At 68.8% G+C, this 15747-nt stretch carries 12 protein-coding genes; 7 read left to right on the top strand and 5 right to left on the bottom strand.

What is annotated here, in order from left to right:
- Window positions 1-60: 60 nt before the first annotated feature.
- From DIE08_RS00385 to ilvD, 4 genes are all read left to right on the top strand, one after another.
- A complete protein-coding gene (locus DIE08_RS00385; RefSeq protein ID WP_059607834.1) occupies window positions 61-1686 on the top strand; it encodes an APC family permease in 1626 nt (541 codons plus the stop codon).
- A gap of 71 nt (window positions 1687-1757) precedes the next feature.
- Complete coding sequence (locus DIE08_RS00380; RefSeq protein ID WP_124900620.1) at window positions 1758-3350, top strand: aldehyde dehydrogenase (NADP(+)); 1593 nt, start codon at window positions 1758-1760, stop codon at window positions 3348-3350.
- A complete protein-coding gene (locus DIE08_RS00375; protein ID WP_059607832.1) occupies window positions 3343-4365 on the top strand; it encodes an Ldh family oxidoreductase in 1023 nt (340 codons plus the stop codon). The genes DIE08_RS00380 and DIE08_RS00375 overlap by 8 nt, the downstream gene beginning before the upstream one ends.
- 265 nt (window positions 4366-4630) lie before the next feature.
- Window positions 4631-6490 (top strand): dihydroxy-acid dehydratase, encoded by a 1860-nt coding sequence (ilvD, locus tag DIE08_RS00370; protein WP_124900618.1) that lies wholly within the window; start codon window positions 4631-4633, stop codon window positions 6488-6490.
- A 116-nt stretch (window positions 6491-6606) separates the two neighbouring features.
- Here the strand turns inward: ilvD and DIE08_RS00365 are convergent, their stop codons facing one another.
- Together DIE08_RS00365 and DIE08_RS00360 are read right to left on the bottom strand one after the other, a co-directional pair.
- Window positions 6607-7419, bottom strand: a complete 813-nt coding sequence (locus DIE08_RS00365; RefSeq protein WP_124900616.1) for an SH3 domain-containing protein — start codon at window positions 7417-7419, stop codon at window positions 6607-6609.
- A 33-nt stretch (window positions 7420-7452) separates the two neighbouring features.
- Window positions 7453-7878, bottom strand: coding sequence for a hypothetical protein (locus tag DIE08_RS00360; RefSeq protein ID WP_124900614.1), 426 nt, complete (start codon window positions 7876-7878; stop codon window positions 7453-7455).
- Window positions 7879-8187: 309 nt separating this feature from the next.
- On the opposite strand from DIE08_RS00360, the gene DIE08_RS00355 reads away from it, so the two are divergent.
- On the top strand, window positions 8188-9750 hold the full coding sequence (locus DIE08_RS00355) for a sigma-70 family RNA polymerase sigma factor (RefSeq protein ID WP_124900612.1): 1563 nt from the start codon (window positions 8188-8190) through the stop codon (window positions 9748-9750).
- A 186-nt stretch (window positions 9751-9936) separates the two neighbouring features.
- On the top strand, window positions 9937-10815 hold the full coding sequence (locus DIE08_RS00350) for a helix-hairpin-helix domain-containing protein (RefSeq protein WP_124900610.1): 879 nt from the start codon (window positions 9937-9939) through the stop codon (window positions 10813-10815).
- A gap of 87 nt (window positions 10816-10902) precedes the next feature.
- On the opposite strand, the gene DIE08_RS00345 is transcribed toward DIE08_RS00350, so the two are convergent.
- Window positions 10903-11328, bottom strand: coding sequence for a helix-turn-helix domain-containing protein (locus tag DIE08_RS00345; RefSeq protein WP_124628742.1), 426 nt, complete (start codon window positions 11326-11328; stop codon window positions 10903-10905).
- Between the two features lie 172 nt (window positions 11329-11500).
- Window positions 11501-11941: a MarR family winged helix-turn-helix transcriptional regulator gene (locus DIE08_RS00340; RefSeq protein WP_124900608.1), complete on the bottom strand. Its 441-nt coding sequence runs from the start codon at window positions 11939-11941 to the stop codon at window positions 11501-11503.
- 134 nt (window positions 11942-12075) lie between these two features.
- On the opposite strand from DIE08_RS00340, the gene DIE08_RS00335 reads away from it, so the two are divergent.
- Window positions 12076-13608 (top strand): MDR family MFS transporter, encoded by a 1533-nt coding sequence (locus DIE08_RS00335; protein ID WP_124900606.1) that lies wholly within the window; start codon window positions 12076-12078, stop codon window positions 13606-13608.
- 37 nt (window positions 13609-13645) lie between these two features.
- Here DIE08_RS00335 and DIE08_RS00330 read toward each other — a convergent pair whose 3' ends face one another.
- Window positions 13646-15160 (bottom strand): acetyl-CoA hydrolase/transferase family protein, encoded by a 1515-nt coding sequence (locus DIE08_RS00330; RefSeq protein ID WP_059607826.1) that lies wholly within the window; start codon window positions 15158-15160, stop codon window positions 13646-13648.
- Window positions 15161-15747: the final 587 nt, after the last annotated feature.

The raw sequence follows: 15747 nt of genomic DNA, 5'->3' as shown, positions 1-15747 counted from the left end.
CGGCTCGTCGGAGCGCGGCGCAAGCCACGCCTGCCCCGATATTTCCCAGGAGACAAACCTATGCCAGGTCAAGGCAACACACACCCGTCCGTCCCGCTTTCCCGCTCCGTGCCCGCCGACGGCGGTCACGGCAAGTTCAAGAAGCAGCTGTCGCTGACCGACCTGACGTTCATCGGCCTCGGTGCAATCTTCGGTTCGGGGTGGCTGTTCGCCGCGAGTCACGTGTCGACGATCGCCGGCCCGGCCGGCATCTTCTCGTGGCTGCTCGGCGGCTTCGCGGTGCTGCTGCTCGGCATCGTCTACTGCGAGCTCGGCGCCGCGCTGCCGCGTGCGGGCGGCGTGGTTCGCTACCCGGTGTTCTCGCACGGCCCGCTGCTGGGCTACCTGATGGGCTTCATCACGCTGATCGCGTTCTCGAGCCTGATCGCGATCGAAGTGGTCGCCGCGCGCCAGTATGCTGCAGCGTGGTTCCCGGGCCTCACCAAGGCGGGATCGAGCGACCCGACGACGATCGGCTGGCTCGTGCAGGCCGCGCTCCTGTGCTTCTTCTTTTACCTGAACTATTCGAGCGTGAAGACGTTCGCGAAGGCGAACAACATCATCAGCATTTTCAAGTTCATCGTGCCGCTGTCGGTGATCGCGGTGCTGTTCACGTTCTTCAAGCCCGCCAACCTCACCGCGCACGGTTTCGCGCCGTTCGGCATGCCGGGCATCGAGATGGCCGTGTCGGCCGGCGGCATCATCTTCGCGTATCTCGGCCTCACGCCGATCGTGTCGGTCGCGAGCGAAGTGCGGAATCCGCAGCGCACGATCCCGATCGCGCTGATCCTGTCGATCCTCCTGTCCACGCTGATCTACGTGCTGCTGCAGCTCGCGTTCATCGGCAGCATCCCGACCGACATGCTGGCCGCCGGCTGGCACGACGTGAGCAAGGCCTTCTCGCTGCCGTACCGCGACATCGCGCTCGCGCTCGGCGTGGGCTGGCTCGCGGTGATGGTGGTCGCCGACGCGATGATCTCGCCGAGCGGCTGCGGCAACATCTACATGAACGCGACGCCGCGCGTCGTCTACGGCTGGGCGAAGACGGGCACGTTCTTCAAGGTGTTCACGCGCGTCGACGAAGCATCGGGCATCCCGCGTGCGGGCCTGTGGCTCACGTTCGGCCTCGCGATCTTCTGGACCATGCCGTTCCCGTCGTGGGAAGCGCTGATCAACATCGTGTCCGCCGCGCTGGTGCTGAGCTATGCGGTCGCGCCCGTGTCGGTCGCCGCGCTGCGCCGCACTGCGCCCGGCCTGCCGCGGCCGTTCCGCGCGGTGGCGTTCGGCATCACCGGCCCCGCGTCGTTCGTGATCGCCGCGCTGATCGTCTACTGGTCGGGCTGGGGCACGGTGTCCTGGCTGCTCGGCCTGCAGATCGTCATGTTCGTCATCTATCTCGCGTGCCGCCGCTGGGTGCCGACCGCGCACCTGAGCCTCGCCGAGCAGGTGCGTTCGTCCGCGTGGCTGATCGCGTTCTATGCGGCCATGATCGTGCTGTCGTACTTCGGCGGCTTCGGCGGCACGGGCCAGCTCGCGCATCCGTACGACACGGTCGTCGTCGCGGCCGTCGCGCTTGTCATCTATTACTGGGGCGCCAACACCGGCATCCGTTCCGACAAGCTGCAGCTCGACGACGACGAAGACTGACACACCCGCGTTCCCCATTTCACTCCGGCCGGGTGCACCACGCCCGGCCCCGCATTTTCCGAGGAAAACCCATGCAACTCACAGGTCAGCTCCTGATCGGCCAGTCGGCCATCGCCGGACAGAACGGCACCCTTCACGCGATCGCCGCCGCAACCGGCGAACCGCTCGAACCCGCGTTCGGCGGCGCGAGCCTGCACGACCTGGAGACGGCCTGCGCGCTCGCCGACGAAGCCTTCGACACGTATCGCGAGACGCGCCCCGAGCAGCGCGCCGCGTTCCTCGATGCGATCGGCCGCAACATCATGGCGCTCGGGGACGACCTGATCGAGCGCTGCGTCACCGAAACGGGCCTGCCGCGCGCACGCATCGAAGGCGAACGCGGGCGCACGGTCGGCCAGCTCGCGCTGTTCGCGTCGCTCGTGCGCGACGGCGGTTACGTCGACGCGCGCATCGATCCGGCCCGCCCGGACCGCAAGCCGCTGCCGCGCGTCGACCTGCGCCTGCGCAACGTCGCGATCGGGCCGGTTGCCGTATTCGGCGCGTCGAACTTCCCGCTCGCGTTTTCGGTCGCGGGCGGCGATACCGCGTCGGCACTCGCCGCCGGCTGCCCGGTGATCGTCAAGGCGCACTCCGCGCATCCGGGCACGTCCGAGCTTGTCGGCCGCGCGATCCAGCAGGCCGTGCGCGAATGCGGGCTGCCGGCCGGCGTGTTCTCGCTGCTGTTCGACGCGTCGCGCGAAATCGGCCAGGCGCTCGTCGCCGATCCGCGCATCAAGGCCGTCGGTTTCACCGGCTCGCGCCGCGGCGGCGTCGCGCTGATGAACATCGCGGCCGCGCGCCACGAGCCGATTCCGGTCTATGCGGAAATGAGCTCGATCAACCCGGTGCTGCTGTTCCCGGCCGCGCTCGACGCGCGCCACGACGCGATCGCGCCGCAGTTCGTCGCATCGCTCACCCTCGGCGCCGGCCAGTTCTGCACCAACCCGGGCCTCGTGCTCGCGGTCGACGGCCCCGCGCTGCGCGCGTTCGAAGCCGCGGCGGCCACTGCCGTGCAGGCGAGCGCCGCGCAGACGATGCTGACGCCGCACATCCACGCGAGCTATGCGCAAGGCGTGACCGCGCTGAGCACGCACGACGCGGTCGAACTGCTGGCGCAAGGCATGGAAGGCAGCCGCTACCAGGCGCGCGCGGCGCTGTTCGCGACCTCGGCGGACGCATTCATCGCCCACCCCGAACTGCGCGACGAAGTGTTCGGCCCCGCGTCGCTCATCGTGCGCTGCCCCGATGCCGACACGCTGCACCGCGTGCTGAAATCGCTCGAAGGCCAGTTGACGATCGCCGCGCATCTCGCCGACGGCGACGCCGCGCTGTTCGCCGCGCTGCGCCCGACGCTCGAGCGCAAGGCCGGCCGCATTCTCGTCAACGGCTTCGGCACGGGCGTCGAGGTCGGCCATGCGATGGTGCACGGCGGCCCGTTCCCGGCCACGTCCGACACGCGCACGACGTCGGTCGGCGCACGCGCAATCGAGCGGTTCCTGCGCCCCGTGTCATACCAGGACGTGCCGGACGCGCTGCTGCCCGACGCCATCCGCAACGGCAACCCGCTGAACGTGCCGCAACGCATCGACGGCGTGCCCGCACCGCGGGAAGCGCGCGATGTCTGAGCCGCTCGCCGAAGTCGTCCTGTCGCTCGATGAGGTCCATGCGCTCGCGCTGCGGGTGCTGACGCACCACGGGATGTCCGATGCGCACGCGCGGGCGATCGCGGGTGTGATCACCCAGGGCCAGCGCGACGAGTGCCACTCGCACGGCGTGTACCGGCTGCTCGTGTGCGTGCGCTCGCTGAAGAAGGGCAAGGTCGACCCGCAAGCCGTGCCGACGTTGCGCCGGCTATCGTCGTCGATCGTCGCGGTCGACGCCCATCGCGGCTTCTCGCTGCTGAGCTTCGAAACCGGCCTGCCGGTGCTCGTCGAGATGGCGAAGCAGCACGGGATCGCCGCGATGGCGATCAACCACTGCTACCACTTCTCGGCGCTGTGGCCCGAGGTCGAGGCGATCGCCGCCGAGGGGCTGGTCGGCATCGCGATGAACCCGAGCCACAGCTGGGTCGCGCCCGAAGGCGGCCGCGAGCCGGTGTTCGGCACGAACCCGATCGCGTTCGCATGGCCGCGCCCGGACGGCGTGCCGTTCGTATTCGATTTCGCGACGAGCGCGATCGCGCGCGGCGACATCGAGCTGCATGCAAAACAGGGCAAGGCGATCCCGCCGCACTGGGCGATCGGCCCCGACGGCCAGCCGACCACCGATCCGAAGGCCGCGCTGCAGGGCGCGATGCGCACGTTCGGCGGGCACAAGGGCTCGGCGCTCGCGGCGATGGTCGAGCTGCTCGGCGGCGCGCTGATCGGCGACATGACGAGCCAGGAGTCGATGGACTTCGACGAAGGCGTCGGCGCGACGCCGTGCCACGGCGAGCTCGTGATCGCGTTCGACCCGAAAGTGTTCCTCGGCGACGACCTCGACGCGGGCCTCGCGCGCGGCGAGCGGATGTTCGCGTCGATCACCGGGCAAGGCGCGCGGCTGCCATCGCAACGGCGCTTCGACGCCCGCGCGCGCAGCATCGCGCACGGCGTGCGGATTCCGAAAGCCTTGTACGACGAAATCCTGACGCTGCTCGACTGACGCACGATCGCGAGGCGCGGCTTCATCGCCGGCAGGACGGGCGATGAAGCCGTCGTCCGGTTCGACCGGCGTGTCCCGCGCCCGCATCCTGGCGCCCCACCCGGCGCCCGCTCGCCCGCGCCTGCGGGCGCCGCACGCCCGGCGGCTGTGGGATAATCGTCGGGTTTGCCCAGGGCGCAGCTCAAGAGGTTGTTCGCACGGGCGCGCGAGAGGCCTCTATTCCCGTGCCTCCACCCTTTTCCGCGATATTTCTTCAGCCATCATCATGCCCACATACCGTTCCAAAACCTCCACCGCCGGCCGCAACATGGCAGGTGCGCGCTCGCTGTGGCGCGCCACCGGCATGAAAGACGACGATTTCTCGAAACCGATCATCGCGGTCGTCAACTCGTTCACGCAGTTCGTGCCCGGGCACGTGCACCTGAAGGATCTCGGCCAGCTCGTCGCGCGCGAGATCGAGGCCGCCGGCGGCGTCGCGAAGGAATTCAACACGATCGCGGTCGACGACGGCATCGCGATGGGCCATGACGGCATGCTCTATTCGCTGCCGAGCCGCGACATCATCGCCGACTCGGTCGAATACATGGTGAACGCGCACTGCGCGGACGCGATGGTATGCATCTCGAACTGCGACAAGATCACGCCGGGGATGCTGATGGCCGCGATGCGCCTCAACATCCCGGTGATCTTCGTGTCGGGCGGCCCGATGGAAGCCGGCAAGACGCGCCTCGCGAACCCGATCACCAAGACCGTCGAACTGAAGAAGCTCGACCTCGTCGACGCGATGGTGATCGCGGCCGACCAGTCGTATTCGGATGCCGACGTCGCCGAAGTCGAGCGCTCGGCCTGCCCGACCTGCGGCTCGTGCTCGGGCATGTTCACCGCGAACTCGATGAACTGCCTGACCGAAGCGCTCGGCCTGTCGCTGCCCGGCAACGGCACGGTCGTCGCGACGCACGCGGATCGCGAGCAGCTGTTCAAGCGCGCCGGCCGCCGCATCGTCGAGCTGACCCGCCAGCACTACGAGCAGGACGACATGCGCGTGCTGCCGCGCTCGGTCGGCTTCAAGGCGTTCAAGAACGCGATGACGCTCGACATCGCGATGGGGGGTTCGACCAACACGATCCTGCACCTGCTGGCGATCGCGCAGGAAGCCGGCATCGACTTCACGATGAAGGACATCGATCGCCTGTCGCGCATCGTGCCGCAGCTGTGCAAGGTCGCGCCGAACACGAACAAGTACCACATCGAGGACGTGCACCGTGCGGGCGGCATCATGGCGATCCTCGGCGAACTCGAGCGCGCCGGCAAGCTGCACACCGACGTGCCGACCGTGCACGCGCCGACGCTGAAGGATGCGCTCGACCAGTGGGACATCGTCCGCACGGAAGACGAAGCGGTCCGCACGTTCTACCTGGCCGGCCCGGCCGGGATCCCGACGCAGGTCGCGTTCAGCCAGAACACGCGCTGGCCGAGCCTCGACCTCGACCGCGTCGAAGGCTGCATCCGCTCGTACGAGCATGCGTTCTCGAAGGAAGGCGGCCTGGCCGTGCTGACCGGCAACATCGCGCTCGACGGCTGCGTGGTGAAGACGGCCGGCGTCGACGAAAGCATCCTCGTGTTCGAGGGCTCGGCTCACGTGACCGAATCGCAGGACGAAGCGGTCGAGAACATCCTGAACGACAAGGTCAAGGCCGGCGACGTGGTGATCGTGCGCTACGAAGGCCCGAAGGGCGGCCCCGGCATGCAGGAAATGCTGTACCCGACGAGCTACATCAAGTCGAAGGGCCTCGGCAAGGCATGCGCGCTGCTGACGGACGGCCGCTTCTCGGGCGGCACGTCCGGCCTGTCGATCGGTCACTGCTCGCCGGAAGCGGCAGCGGGCGGCGCGATCGGCCTCGTACGCGACGGCGACAGGATCCGCATCGACATCCCGAACCGCACGATCGACGTGCTGGTGTCGGATGAGGAACTCGCGCGTCGCCGCGAAGAGCAGAACGCGAAGGGCTGGAAGCCGGCGCAACCGCGCCCGCGCAAGGTGTCCGCTGCGCTGAAGGCTTATGCGAAGCTGGTGATGTCGGCCGACAAGGGCGCCGTGCGCGACCTGTCGCTGCTCGACGACTGACACCGGGCGACGGGCCGCGCGAACGGCCCGCCTGCGTGAACCAGAAGCCGCTCTCCGGAGCGGCTTTTTTTCGTCCGGCGCCGGCCCGAAGCAGCGGCACCCGTGCCGCCAATCGATCAATGACGAAACTCGTCGGTGCCGCCCCATCCGGCTCCACCGGCGCCGCCGCGGTTACCGCCGCCGCCGTGATTCCCGCCGCTGTTTCCACCGCCTTGCGGCCGTGCGCCGTAACCGCCGCCGCCGCCCTGCTGGTACGTCGGCGGCGCCATCATCCGCGCCGCGCCCCCGCTGGGGGCGGGAGGCTGCGCCGGCGGCGGCGCGGGCTGACGAGCGCCGGGCATCGGCGCAGGCGCGGCCTGCGGCGCCGGCGCGCGGTTCGGGCCGTTCCAGCCGCCGCGCGTGGCCGACGGCCGCGCATCATGCCGCTCCGGTGGCGCACCGCCCGGCGCGCGCTGGATCGGCCCGCCCGGCTGCGGGTGCCCGTAGGCGGGCGGCATCCCGCCGGGGCCGATGCGCGGCTCGGCACGACGCTCCCAGCGGTCGCGATCGTGAAACCACGGCCGATGGCGGTAATAGCGATCCCAGTACGCGCCGATCGCAAACCCGGTCACCGGCACGCCGATGATCGCGCCGTATTCGAGCAACGGCACGTAATTGCCCTGGTACGGATAGTCGAGCTGCTCCGCGTCGATCCAGCCGCGCACGCCCGGCAGCGCGACGTCGCACCACGAGTAGTCGCTCAGGCAACCGAACACGTCCAGCGCGGTGCCGGGCGGAATCTGTGCGACGACCGGATAATCGGGTGCCGGCCCCGCATAGATTTCGGCCGGCGAGTTCGTGTAGGCGCTGCTTTGCGCGTCGGCGACGCCCGGCACCGCGGCGATGCCGAACAGGACGACGCAGAGACTGCGGATGATCGTGTTGCTCATGATGCTCTCCCGCGCGGTGCCACCGCGCGTCATTCAGTGTCGATGGCCCCCGCCCCAATGGCCGCCTCCCCAGTGGCCGCCGCCCCACGGACGGTGCCAGTACCCGCCCCGGTAGCCGCCGCCCCAATGCCCCCAGAAACCGAGGCCAATCGAGACGGGCGGCCCATACCAGCCCGGGTAGTACCCGGGATAGTAGGCCGGGTAAGGCACGTAGGCCGGCGCGAGATACACCGGGGCCGGTACGTAGGTGTTATCGTCTGCCGGGGGCGGCACCGCGGGCGTCGGAGGCGCGACCGGTCCGGCGGTTGCCGGCGCCACCGGGATCTCGCGCTGCGACACCGTGGCAGGCACGGGTGCGTAATACGGCGCATAGCCGTATGGGCCGGTGTAATAACAGCCGCTCAGCGCGAGCATGGCCAGCGCCATGACGGCAGGCCGCGCGGCGGGAATCGGGTTCATTCGAGGCTCCGCAGGGAATGGCGCGTCGCCGCGTGGCGCGCGCCTGACTCTAGCTTACGTCCCCTGCATATTTCTGCGGGTTTGATCCGTTACTTTTTGTTTCGCGGCAACGAAGAACGGGGCGCGACCGAGCGGGCATGCCGCATGCTCGCGCGTCAGCCGCACCGGCGTTGAAGTTGGCGCAAATGCCCTCAAGTTGGATATCGAGTCAGGCTGGCCGGCGCGGACGGGCGTTCGCGGCCCCCGGGAGCCTGAAACCCGCGGACTTCGGCCCGCCCAGACAGGAACGCGGCTCGCGCCGCCATCGACATGACTACGCCACGCCCCACGCTTCGGGCGGACACGCCCCTCGATCCGATCATCCAGTTGCTGGCGCTTGCCGGCGAACAGGGTTATCTGACGCACGCCGACCTCGTCGACGCGCTGCCGCCGGAAAGCGACAGCCCCGACGCGCTCGACGTCGTGCGCGCCGCGCTTGCGGACATCGGCATCGCCGTGCTCGACGAACCCGCCGCGCCGGCGCCGTTCGCGGGCGCGGCACCGGTCGACGTCGATCGCGACGCCCTCGACGAGGGCCGCGCGCTGCTCGGCGACCTCGCCCGCGGCACCGGTGCATCGACCGATCCGCTCGCGCTCTACATGCGGCGCATCCATGCGGTGCCGCTGCTCAAGCGCGAGGACGAAATCGTGCTTGCTCGCGAGATCGAAACGGGCCGCCATCAGATCCTGCACGCGCTCGCCGGCTATCCGGCGGCCGTCGAGGCGCTGCTGGCGCGCCATGCCGCAACGCGTTCAACCGGCGCGGCCGCCAACGAAGGCGATGACGTCGACGACGGCGGAGGCGACACGCCGGCACCTGCGCGCTACGACACGCTGTATGACGCGATTGCGGCCGTGCGCGACGCATTGCACGCGCAGGGCTGCCGTTCGGCCGAGTATCGCGACGCGCGTAACCGTCTGGCCGCGCTGCTCGGTTCGCTCGCATGGGTTGCACCGGCCGTCGACGAAGCGAGCCGCGTCTTGCGCGCACTCGCCGCCGCACCGGTCGCAGCCGGGACGGACGCCCCCGCGTGCGCCGACGCCGCGTGCTTCGACCCGGTCGCGCGGCGCGCGCTCGGCGCCGCGCTGAGCGACGGCCAGCAAAAAGTGCGCGACGGTACGCGCGCGATGCTCGAGGCGAACCTGCGCCTCGTGTTGTCGATCGCGCGCAAGTACATGAACCGCGGTGTCGACCTGCCCGATCTCGTGCAGGACGGCTGCCTCGGCCTGATGCGCGCGATCGAGAAATTCGAATACCGGCGCGGCTTCAAGTTCTCGACCTACGCGACCTGGTGGATCCGGCAGGCGGTCGCGCGCGCGGTGGCCGACCGCTCGCGCACGATCCGCGTGCCCGTGCACGTCGGCGACCAGTACCAGCGCGTGCAACGCCATGCGCTGCGCGTGCGCCAGCGCACGGGCCGCCGCGCGACGCCGGCCGAACTCGCGGCCGAGACCGGGCTTGCCGAGGACAAGTTGCGCGCGGTGCTCGCGCTGCCGGCCGAGCCGCTGTCGCTCGACACGCCGCTGCCCGACGCGGATACCGGACTGGTCGACCTCCTCGAGGACCAGGCATCGGCGAGTCCGTTCGAGCGTCTGGCGGACACGCGCATGCGCGAATGCGTGACGTCGCTGCTGCGCTCGGTCACGCCGGCCGAGGCTGACGTGCTGCGCCGGCGGTTCGGCCTCGGCGGTGCCGAACCCGACACCTACGATGCGATCGCGCAGGACGCGGGGATGTCGCGCGAACGCGTGCGGCAGATCGAGAAGCGCGCGCTCGCGACGCTGCGCATGGCCGCGGAGGCCGAGGGCGCGCAGTCGTTCCTCGACGCGTAACGGGTCGCACGTTCGTGCCGCACGCCGGCACGAACGTGCGCGGACCGGTCCCGCCCGTGCAACGTTTGCCATTGATGCGCATCAAATTTTGCTCGTCGCTTGCCGTGACAATGTGCTGAAATAACACTTGGACCCGGGGCGTTGCTCGCCGGGTCCATTCCGTTTGCACATCTCCAGGCTCCGCACATGCAAACGACCATCGGCCAAACACACGAGGAAAACCGGCAGATCGCGGCCTGCTTGAGCGAGGCCGCGCAGTTGCTTGCCGACCAGGGCGCGAATCCTTATCGGGTGGCCGCCTACCGCGCATCGGCCGATACGATCGAGTCGCTCGAAGACGGTATCCGCACGCGGTTCGACGCGGGCGGCGTCGATGCGCTCGGCGCACTGCCGGAGGTCGGCACGGGCGTCGCGCAGGCGATCGCCGAACTGCTGGTGACGGGACGCTGGCGGCTGCTCGACCGGCTGCGCGGCGACGCGGAGCGCACGTCCGCATTCGAAGCCGTGCCGGGCATCGGCCACGCGCTCGCGCTGCGGATTCACGACCAATTGCACATCGATACGCTCGAGGAGCTTGAACGCGCGGCCCGCAGCGGCCGACTCGATGCGATTCCGGGTGTCGGCCCGCGACGCGCTGCCGGCATCCGCGCGGCGCTCGACGACGTGCTGAGCCGGCGCCGGCGCTGGCAAGGCCACGCGCGCGACGCCAGCCTCGGCACCGAGCCGCCGGTCGAACTGCTGCTTTACATCGACCGCCTGTACCGCAACAAGGCCGCCGCCGGCATCCTGCCCACGCTCGTGTCACGTCGCCTGAACGCGGACGTGAGCATTCAGCCGCCCGTGATGCACATGACGAAAGGCGGCTGGCATTTCACCGCGCTGTGCCCGTATCCCGTGCGTCCGCAGGCGTCCGGTCGCACCGCGGACTGGGTCGCGCTCTACTTCTACGATGCGTTGCAATGCGAGAACCAGCGGACCGTCGTCACCGAAACGCTCGGCTCGCTCGTCGGCAAACGCATCGTGCGCGGACGCGAGATGGAATGCCGCGTGTATTACGCGGGATGAGTCACTCGGGAGGCCAGCCGCGGCAGTACGGCCGCCCCGTGGCACGCTCGAGCGCCCACGCTTCGACAAACCGGACCGCCTGACCGCTTACGCGCCTTCCGCCTTCGTGCGGCGCGCCGGATGACGATGCGCCACGATGCGCAACAGCTTGCGGAACGACGGACACTCGAGATGACTCGGCGCCGGGCAGACGGCCGCGTGCCGCAACGCGTCGCGCACCGCGCCGAGACGGCGGATCGTGCGATCGAGCTCGTCGGCCTTGTCGTCGAGCTTCGCGCGATCGATCGCGGGCCGGCCGTCCGCGCCGAACATCGCGAGGATGTCGTCCAGCGAAAAGCCGGCCTCGCGGCCGAGCGCGATCAGCGCAAGACGCTCCAGCACCGACTCGTCGTACTGGCGCCGCAGCCCGTGACGGCCGTTCGGCGCGATCAATCCCTTTTCCTCGTAGTAGCGCAGCGTCGACGCGGGCAATCCCGAGCGGCGCGCGACTTCGGCGATGTCCAGACGGCTCATGCTCGATCTCAAGTGAACTTGAAGTTGCAACATGGCCGCTCGACTCGTTCGACACAAGCCTGGACCGCCATGACCCCGCCGAAACCGACTCGCGTCCCGACGTCCCGACACGCCGCGTCGCCGCGACCGTTCGGGCTGGCGGCACTGGGTCGTCGAGCACCGCGCACCGCGTTCATTCGCCGCCGCTGTCGATCAGGTTGTAGCGCACGCGCCCGAGCAGGCGCACGAGCGTGTCGCGCTCGTCGCGCGTGAAGCCGCGCAACCCGTCGTCGGTGACAGTGTCGCCCACCTCCAGCATCTGCGGAAAGATGTCACGCGACTTGTCGGTCAGCCGGATCACGAACGCGCGGCGATCGTCGTCGTTCGCGATGCGTTCGATCCACCCGCAGCCTTCCATCCGGTCGAGCAGCCGCGTCAGCGAGATCGGCGTGATCTCGAGCCATTCCGCGAGCCGTGCCTGATTCATCTCGCCCTTCCACGTCAGGTATGCGAGGACGCGGCTTTGCGCGCGCGTCAGTCCGAGGCGCTTCGCGCGTCGGTCGAACAGGCGTCCTTGCAGACGGGCCACATCGGAAATCAGGTAGCCGATCCGGTTCTCGTAAGTCTTGTCCATGCGGCGATTATAGGGGCAGGCCGGGAATCGCCCGCGGCTCGGGTCAAGCGATGAGCACGAATATAATAAGCGTGCTTATAATTCGAGCCATACCGGATCGCCGCCCACGGCGACCGCCCCACGGAGACACCCGCTTGAATCCCGCCGCCGCCGACGCCGCCTCGCCGCCCGCCCTCAACCGGCCGATGCTGACCCTGTCGATCATGCTCGCGACGCTGATCCAGACCCTCGACGGCACGATCGCGAACGTCGCGCTGCCGCATATGCAGGGCACGCTGTCCGCGTCGCAGGACGAAATCACCTGGGTGCTGACCTCCTACATCGTCGCCGCGGCGATCGCGACGCCGCTGACCGGCTGGCTTTCCGATCGCCTCAGCATGAAGCGGCTGCTGACGCTCTCGATCGCGGGCTTCACGATCGCGTCCGCGCTGTGCGGGCTGTCCGAGTCGCTCGTGCAGATCGTCGGTGCGCGGCTGCTGCAGGGCGTGTTCGGCGCCGCGCTGGTGCCGCTGTCGCAGTCGATCCTGCTCGACATCAATCCACGCGAGAAACAGGGCCAGGCGATGGCGATCTGGGGGATGGGCGTGATGGTCGGCCCGATCCTCGGCCCGACGCTCGGCGGCTGGCTCACCGACAGCTACAACTGGCGCTGGGTATTCTTCATCAACGTGCCGATCGGCGCGTTCGCGCTGGCCGGCGTGCTGACCTTCCTGCCGGCGCGCGCGCCGCGCCCGCACGTGAAATTCGATGCGTTCGGCTTCGCGACGCTCGCGCTCGCGATCGGCGCGTTCCAGGCGATGCTCGACCGCGGCGAACAGCTCGACTGGTTCGGCTCGTACGAAATCCGCATCGAGGCGCTCGTCGCCGCCCTCGCCTTCGCGTTCTTCCTCGTGCATACGGCCACCGTCGGCAAGGCGTCGTTCTTCAAGTCGGAGCTGCTGCGCGACCCGAACTTCGCGACCGGCACGCTGTTCATCTTCGTCGTCGGCGCGGTGCTGTACGCGACGCGCGCGCTGTTGCCGCCGATGCTGCAGAACCTGATGGGCTATCCGGTCGCGACGACGGGCCTCGTCACCGCGCCGAGCGGCGCCGGCACGATGATCGCGATGCTGTTCGTCGGGCGCTTGTTGAAATACGTGGATGCGCGTGCGCTGCTGTTCGCCGGACTGGCGATTTCCGCGCTCGCGCTGTGGCAGATGATGCAGTACACGATCGTGCTGTCCGAGGCGGACATCGTGTGGCCCGGGGTGGTCCAGGGCTTCGGGCTGGGGCTCGTGTTCGTGCCGCTGAGCGCGCTGTCGTTCTCGACGCTGCAGCCGGAGCTGCGCGCGGACGGCACGGCCACCTACAGTCTGATGCGCAACATCGGCAGCAGTATCGGCATCTCGATCGTGCAGACGCTGATGACGCGCAACACGCAGGTCGCGCATGCCGACCTCGCGACCCACATCACGCCGTTCGACCCGGCCGTGCAGGCGATGGCCGGCAGCCACGTCGACATCGCGCTGCTCGACCGCACGATCAACCAGCAGGCCGCGATGATCGCCTACCTGAACGACTTCAAGCTGATGTTCGTCGCGACGCTGCTGATGATCCCGCTGTTGCTGCTGATCCGCCCGCCGCAGAAAACGGCGAGCGCCGACATCGCGCACGCGGCGATGGATTGACGATGCGACGGGCGCATGCCCGCCGCGGGCCGCAACGTCAGGCCTTCATCGTCCCGGTGCGCACGTAGCGTTCGTGCCACGACAGCGCCTCGGCGAGCAGGTGCGGCGTGTGCTTGCCGAAGCTCTCGCGCGACGCGCGCTCGAAGTAGTCCTCGAGCATCGGCCGGTAGTCGGGATGCGCGCAGGTCGCGATGATCTTGCGTGCGCGCTGCTTCGGCGACAGGCCGCGCAGGTCGGCGAGCCCCTGCTCGGTGACGACCACCGCGACGTCATGCTCGGTATGGTCGACGTGGCTCGCCATCGGCACGATCCGCGAGATCGCGCCGCCCTTCGCGGTGCTGGCCGACATGAAGCACGACAGGTAGCCGTTGCGGGCGAAGTCGCCCGAGCCGCCGATGCCGTTCTGGATCTTCGTGCCCATCACGTGCGTCGAGTTCACGTTGCCGTAGATGTCGGCTTCGATCATCCCGTTCATCGCGATGCAGCCGAGGCGGCGCACGAGTTCCGGATGGTTGCTGATCTCCTGCGGGCGCAGCAGGATCTTTTCGCGGAACGTCGCGATCTCATCGGCGAATCGCTGCACGGCGGCCGGGCTCAGCGACAGCGCCGTGGCCGACGCGAAGCTCAGCGTGCCGTCGTCGAGCAGGTCGAGCATGCCGTCCTGGATCACTTCGGTGTACGCGGTCAGGTTCGAGAAGCCAGCCGAGCTCAGTTCCGCGAGCACCGCGTTCGTGATGTTGCCGACGCCCGACTGCAGCGGCAGCAGGTTTTCCGGCAGGCGGCCGCGCTTCACTTCGTGGCGCAGGAAGTCGATCAGCTGATGCGCGATCTGTTTCGACGTGGCGTCCGGCGCGGAGAACGCATTGCTGCGGTCCGGCGCGTCGGTCTCGACGATCGCGACGATTTTCTCCGCCGGGCAGCGCAGGTACGGCTCGCCGATCCGATCGTCGCTTTTCGTCAGCGGAATCGGCTTGCGGTGCGGCGGCAGCGCGGTGCCGTAATAGACGTCGTGCATCCCGTCGAGACCGAGCGGCTGGCGCGAGTTGACTTCGAGGATCACGTGCTTCGCCTGCTCGAGCCACGTCTTGTTGTTGCCGATCGACGCGGACGGAATCAGCAGCCCGTCCTCGCGGATGCCCGCGACTTCGACGATCGCGACGTCGAGGTCGCCGTACAGCCCGAACCATGCGTATTGCGCGACGTGGCTCAGGTGGACGTCCTGGTAGTCGACTTCACCGGCGTTGATCTTGTCGCGCAGCGTCGGGTCGGACTGGTACGGCAGGCGCATCGAGATGCCGTTGGTGCGGGCGAGCGCGCCGTCGAGTTCCGGCGCGGTCGATGCGCCCGTCAGCACGTTGATCCGGAAGTCCTCGCCGCGCGCGTGGGCCGCGTCGATGTGGGCGGCGAGCGCGGCGGGCACGGCCTTCGGATAGCCCGAGCCGGTGAAGCCGCTCATGGCGACGGTCATGCCGGGACGGATCAGCGCGGCGGCTTCGTCGGCGGTGCGGACGAGCGAACGCAGGGCGGGAGCGAGGATGCGTGAAGAAGACATGGCTGTATATCTGACGCTTTTGGTCTGTCGTTGACGTCGCGGGGGGGTGTCTCCTGAGCGACGCGAAGCCCTTGGGGCCGCGAGGGGCGGCCCGGCACCACGGGCACGGTCGGAGTATCGCAGACGTCATCGCCGCGAAATGTCCGCTGGATGCAAAAGATACTTGCTGAATGCACCGGGTATCGAACGACAGTTCTGTGACAGCCGCAAACGCATGCATCCGAAAGGTGCGCGAAAGCGGACCGCCAGTTTGCCGCGCGAAAATTACGAACGGCTGAACGTCAATCGACCGATACCCTTCCAGATTAGTCACATCAACGCGAAGAATCCGCATGCGACGGCCGGTCGTCGATCGACGCGGCTGATTGTCGCCCGACGCGGCTTTTGCAGGCCTGATGCACATCAACGCTCCGACGCGTGCGAATCGCCGCCAAACCCGCGTGCAAGGCCCGTCCGCCCTTGACAGCTGCGTGATGCGAACCACACTGGATCAGGTAAGGTCCGCCTGTGCGAACGCCGTGTCGCGCATCCGGTTTGCAACCTGCCGATGTCCGGAATGCGCGGTAACACTCCCGTATGTCAGGACA

The sequence above is a fragment of the Burkholderia sp. Bp9004 genome (assembly GCF_003858025.1).
Lineage (GTDB): Bacteria > Pseudomonadota > Gammaproteobacteria > Burkholderiales > Burkholderiaceae > Burkholderia > Burkholderia diffusa.
Note: the sequence above shows the minus strand (reverse complement) of the source record. Positions and strands in the feature narration are given on the sequence as shown.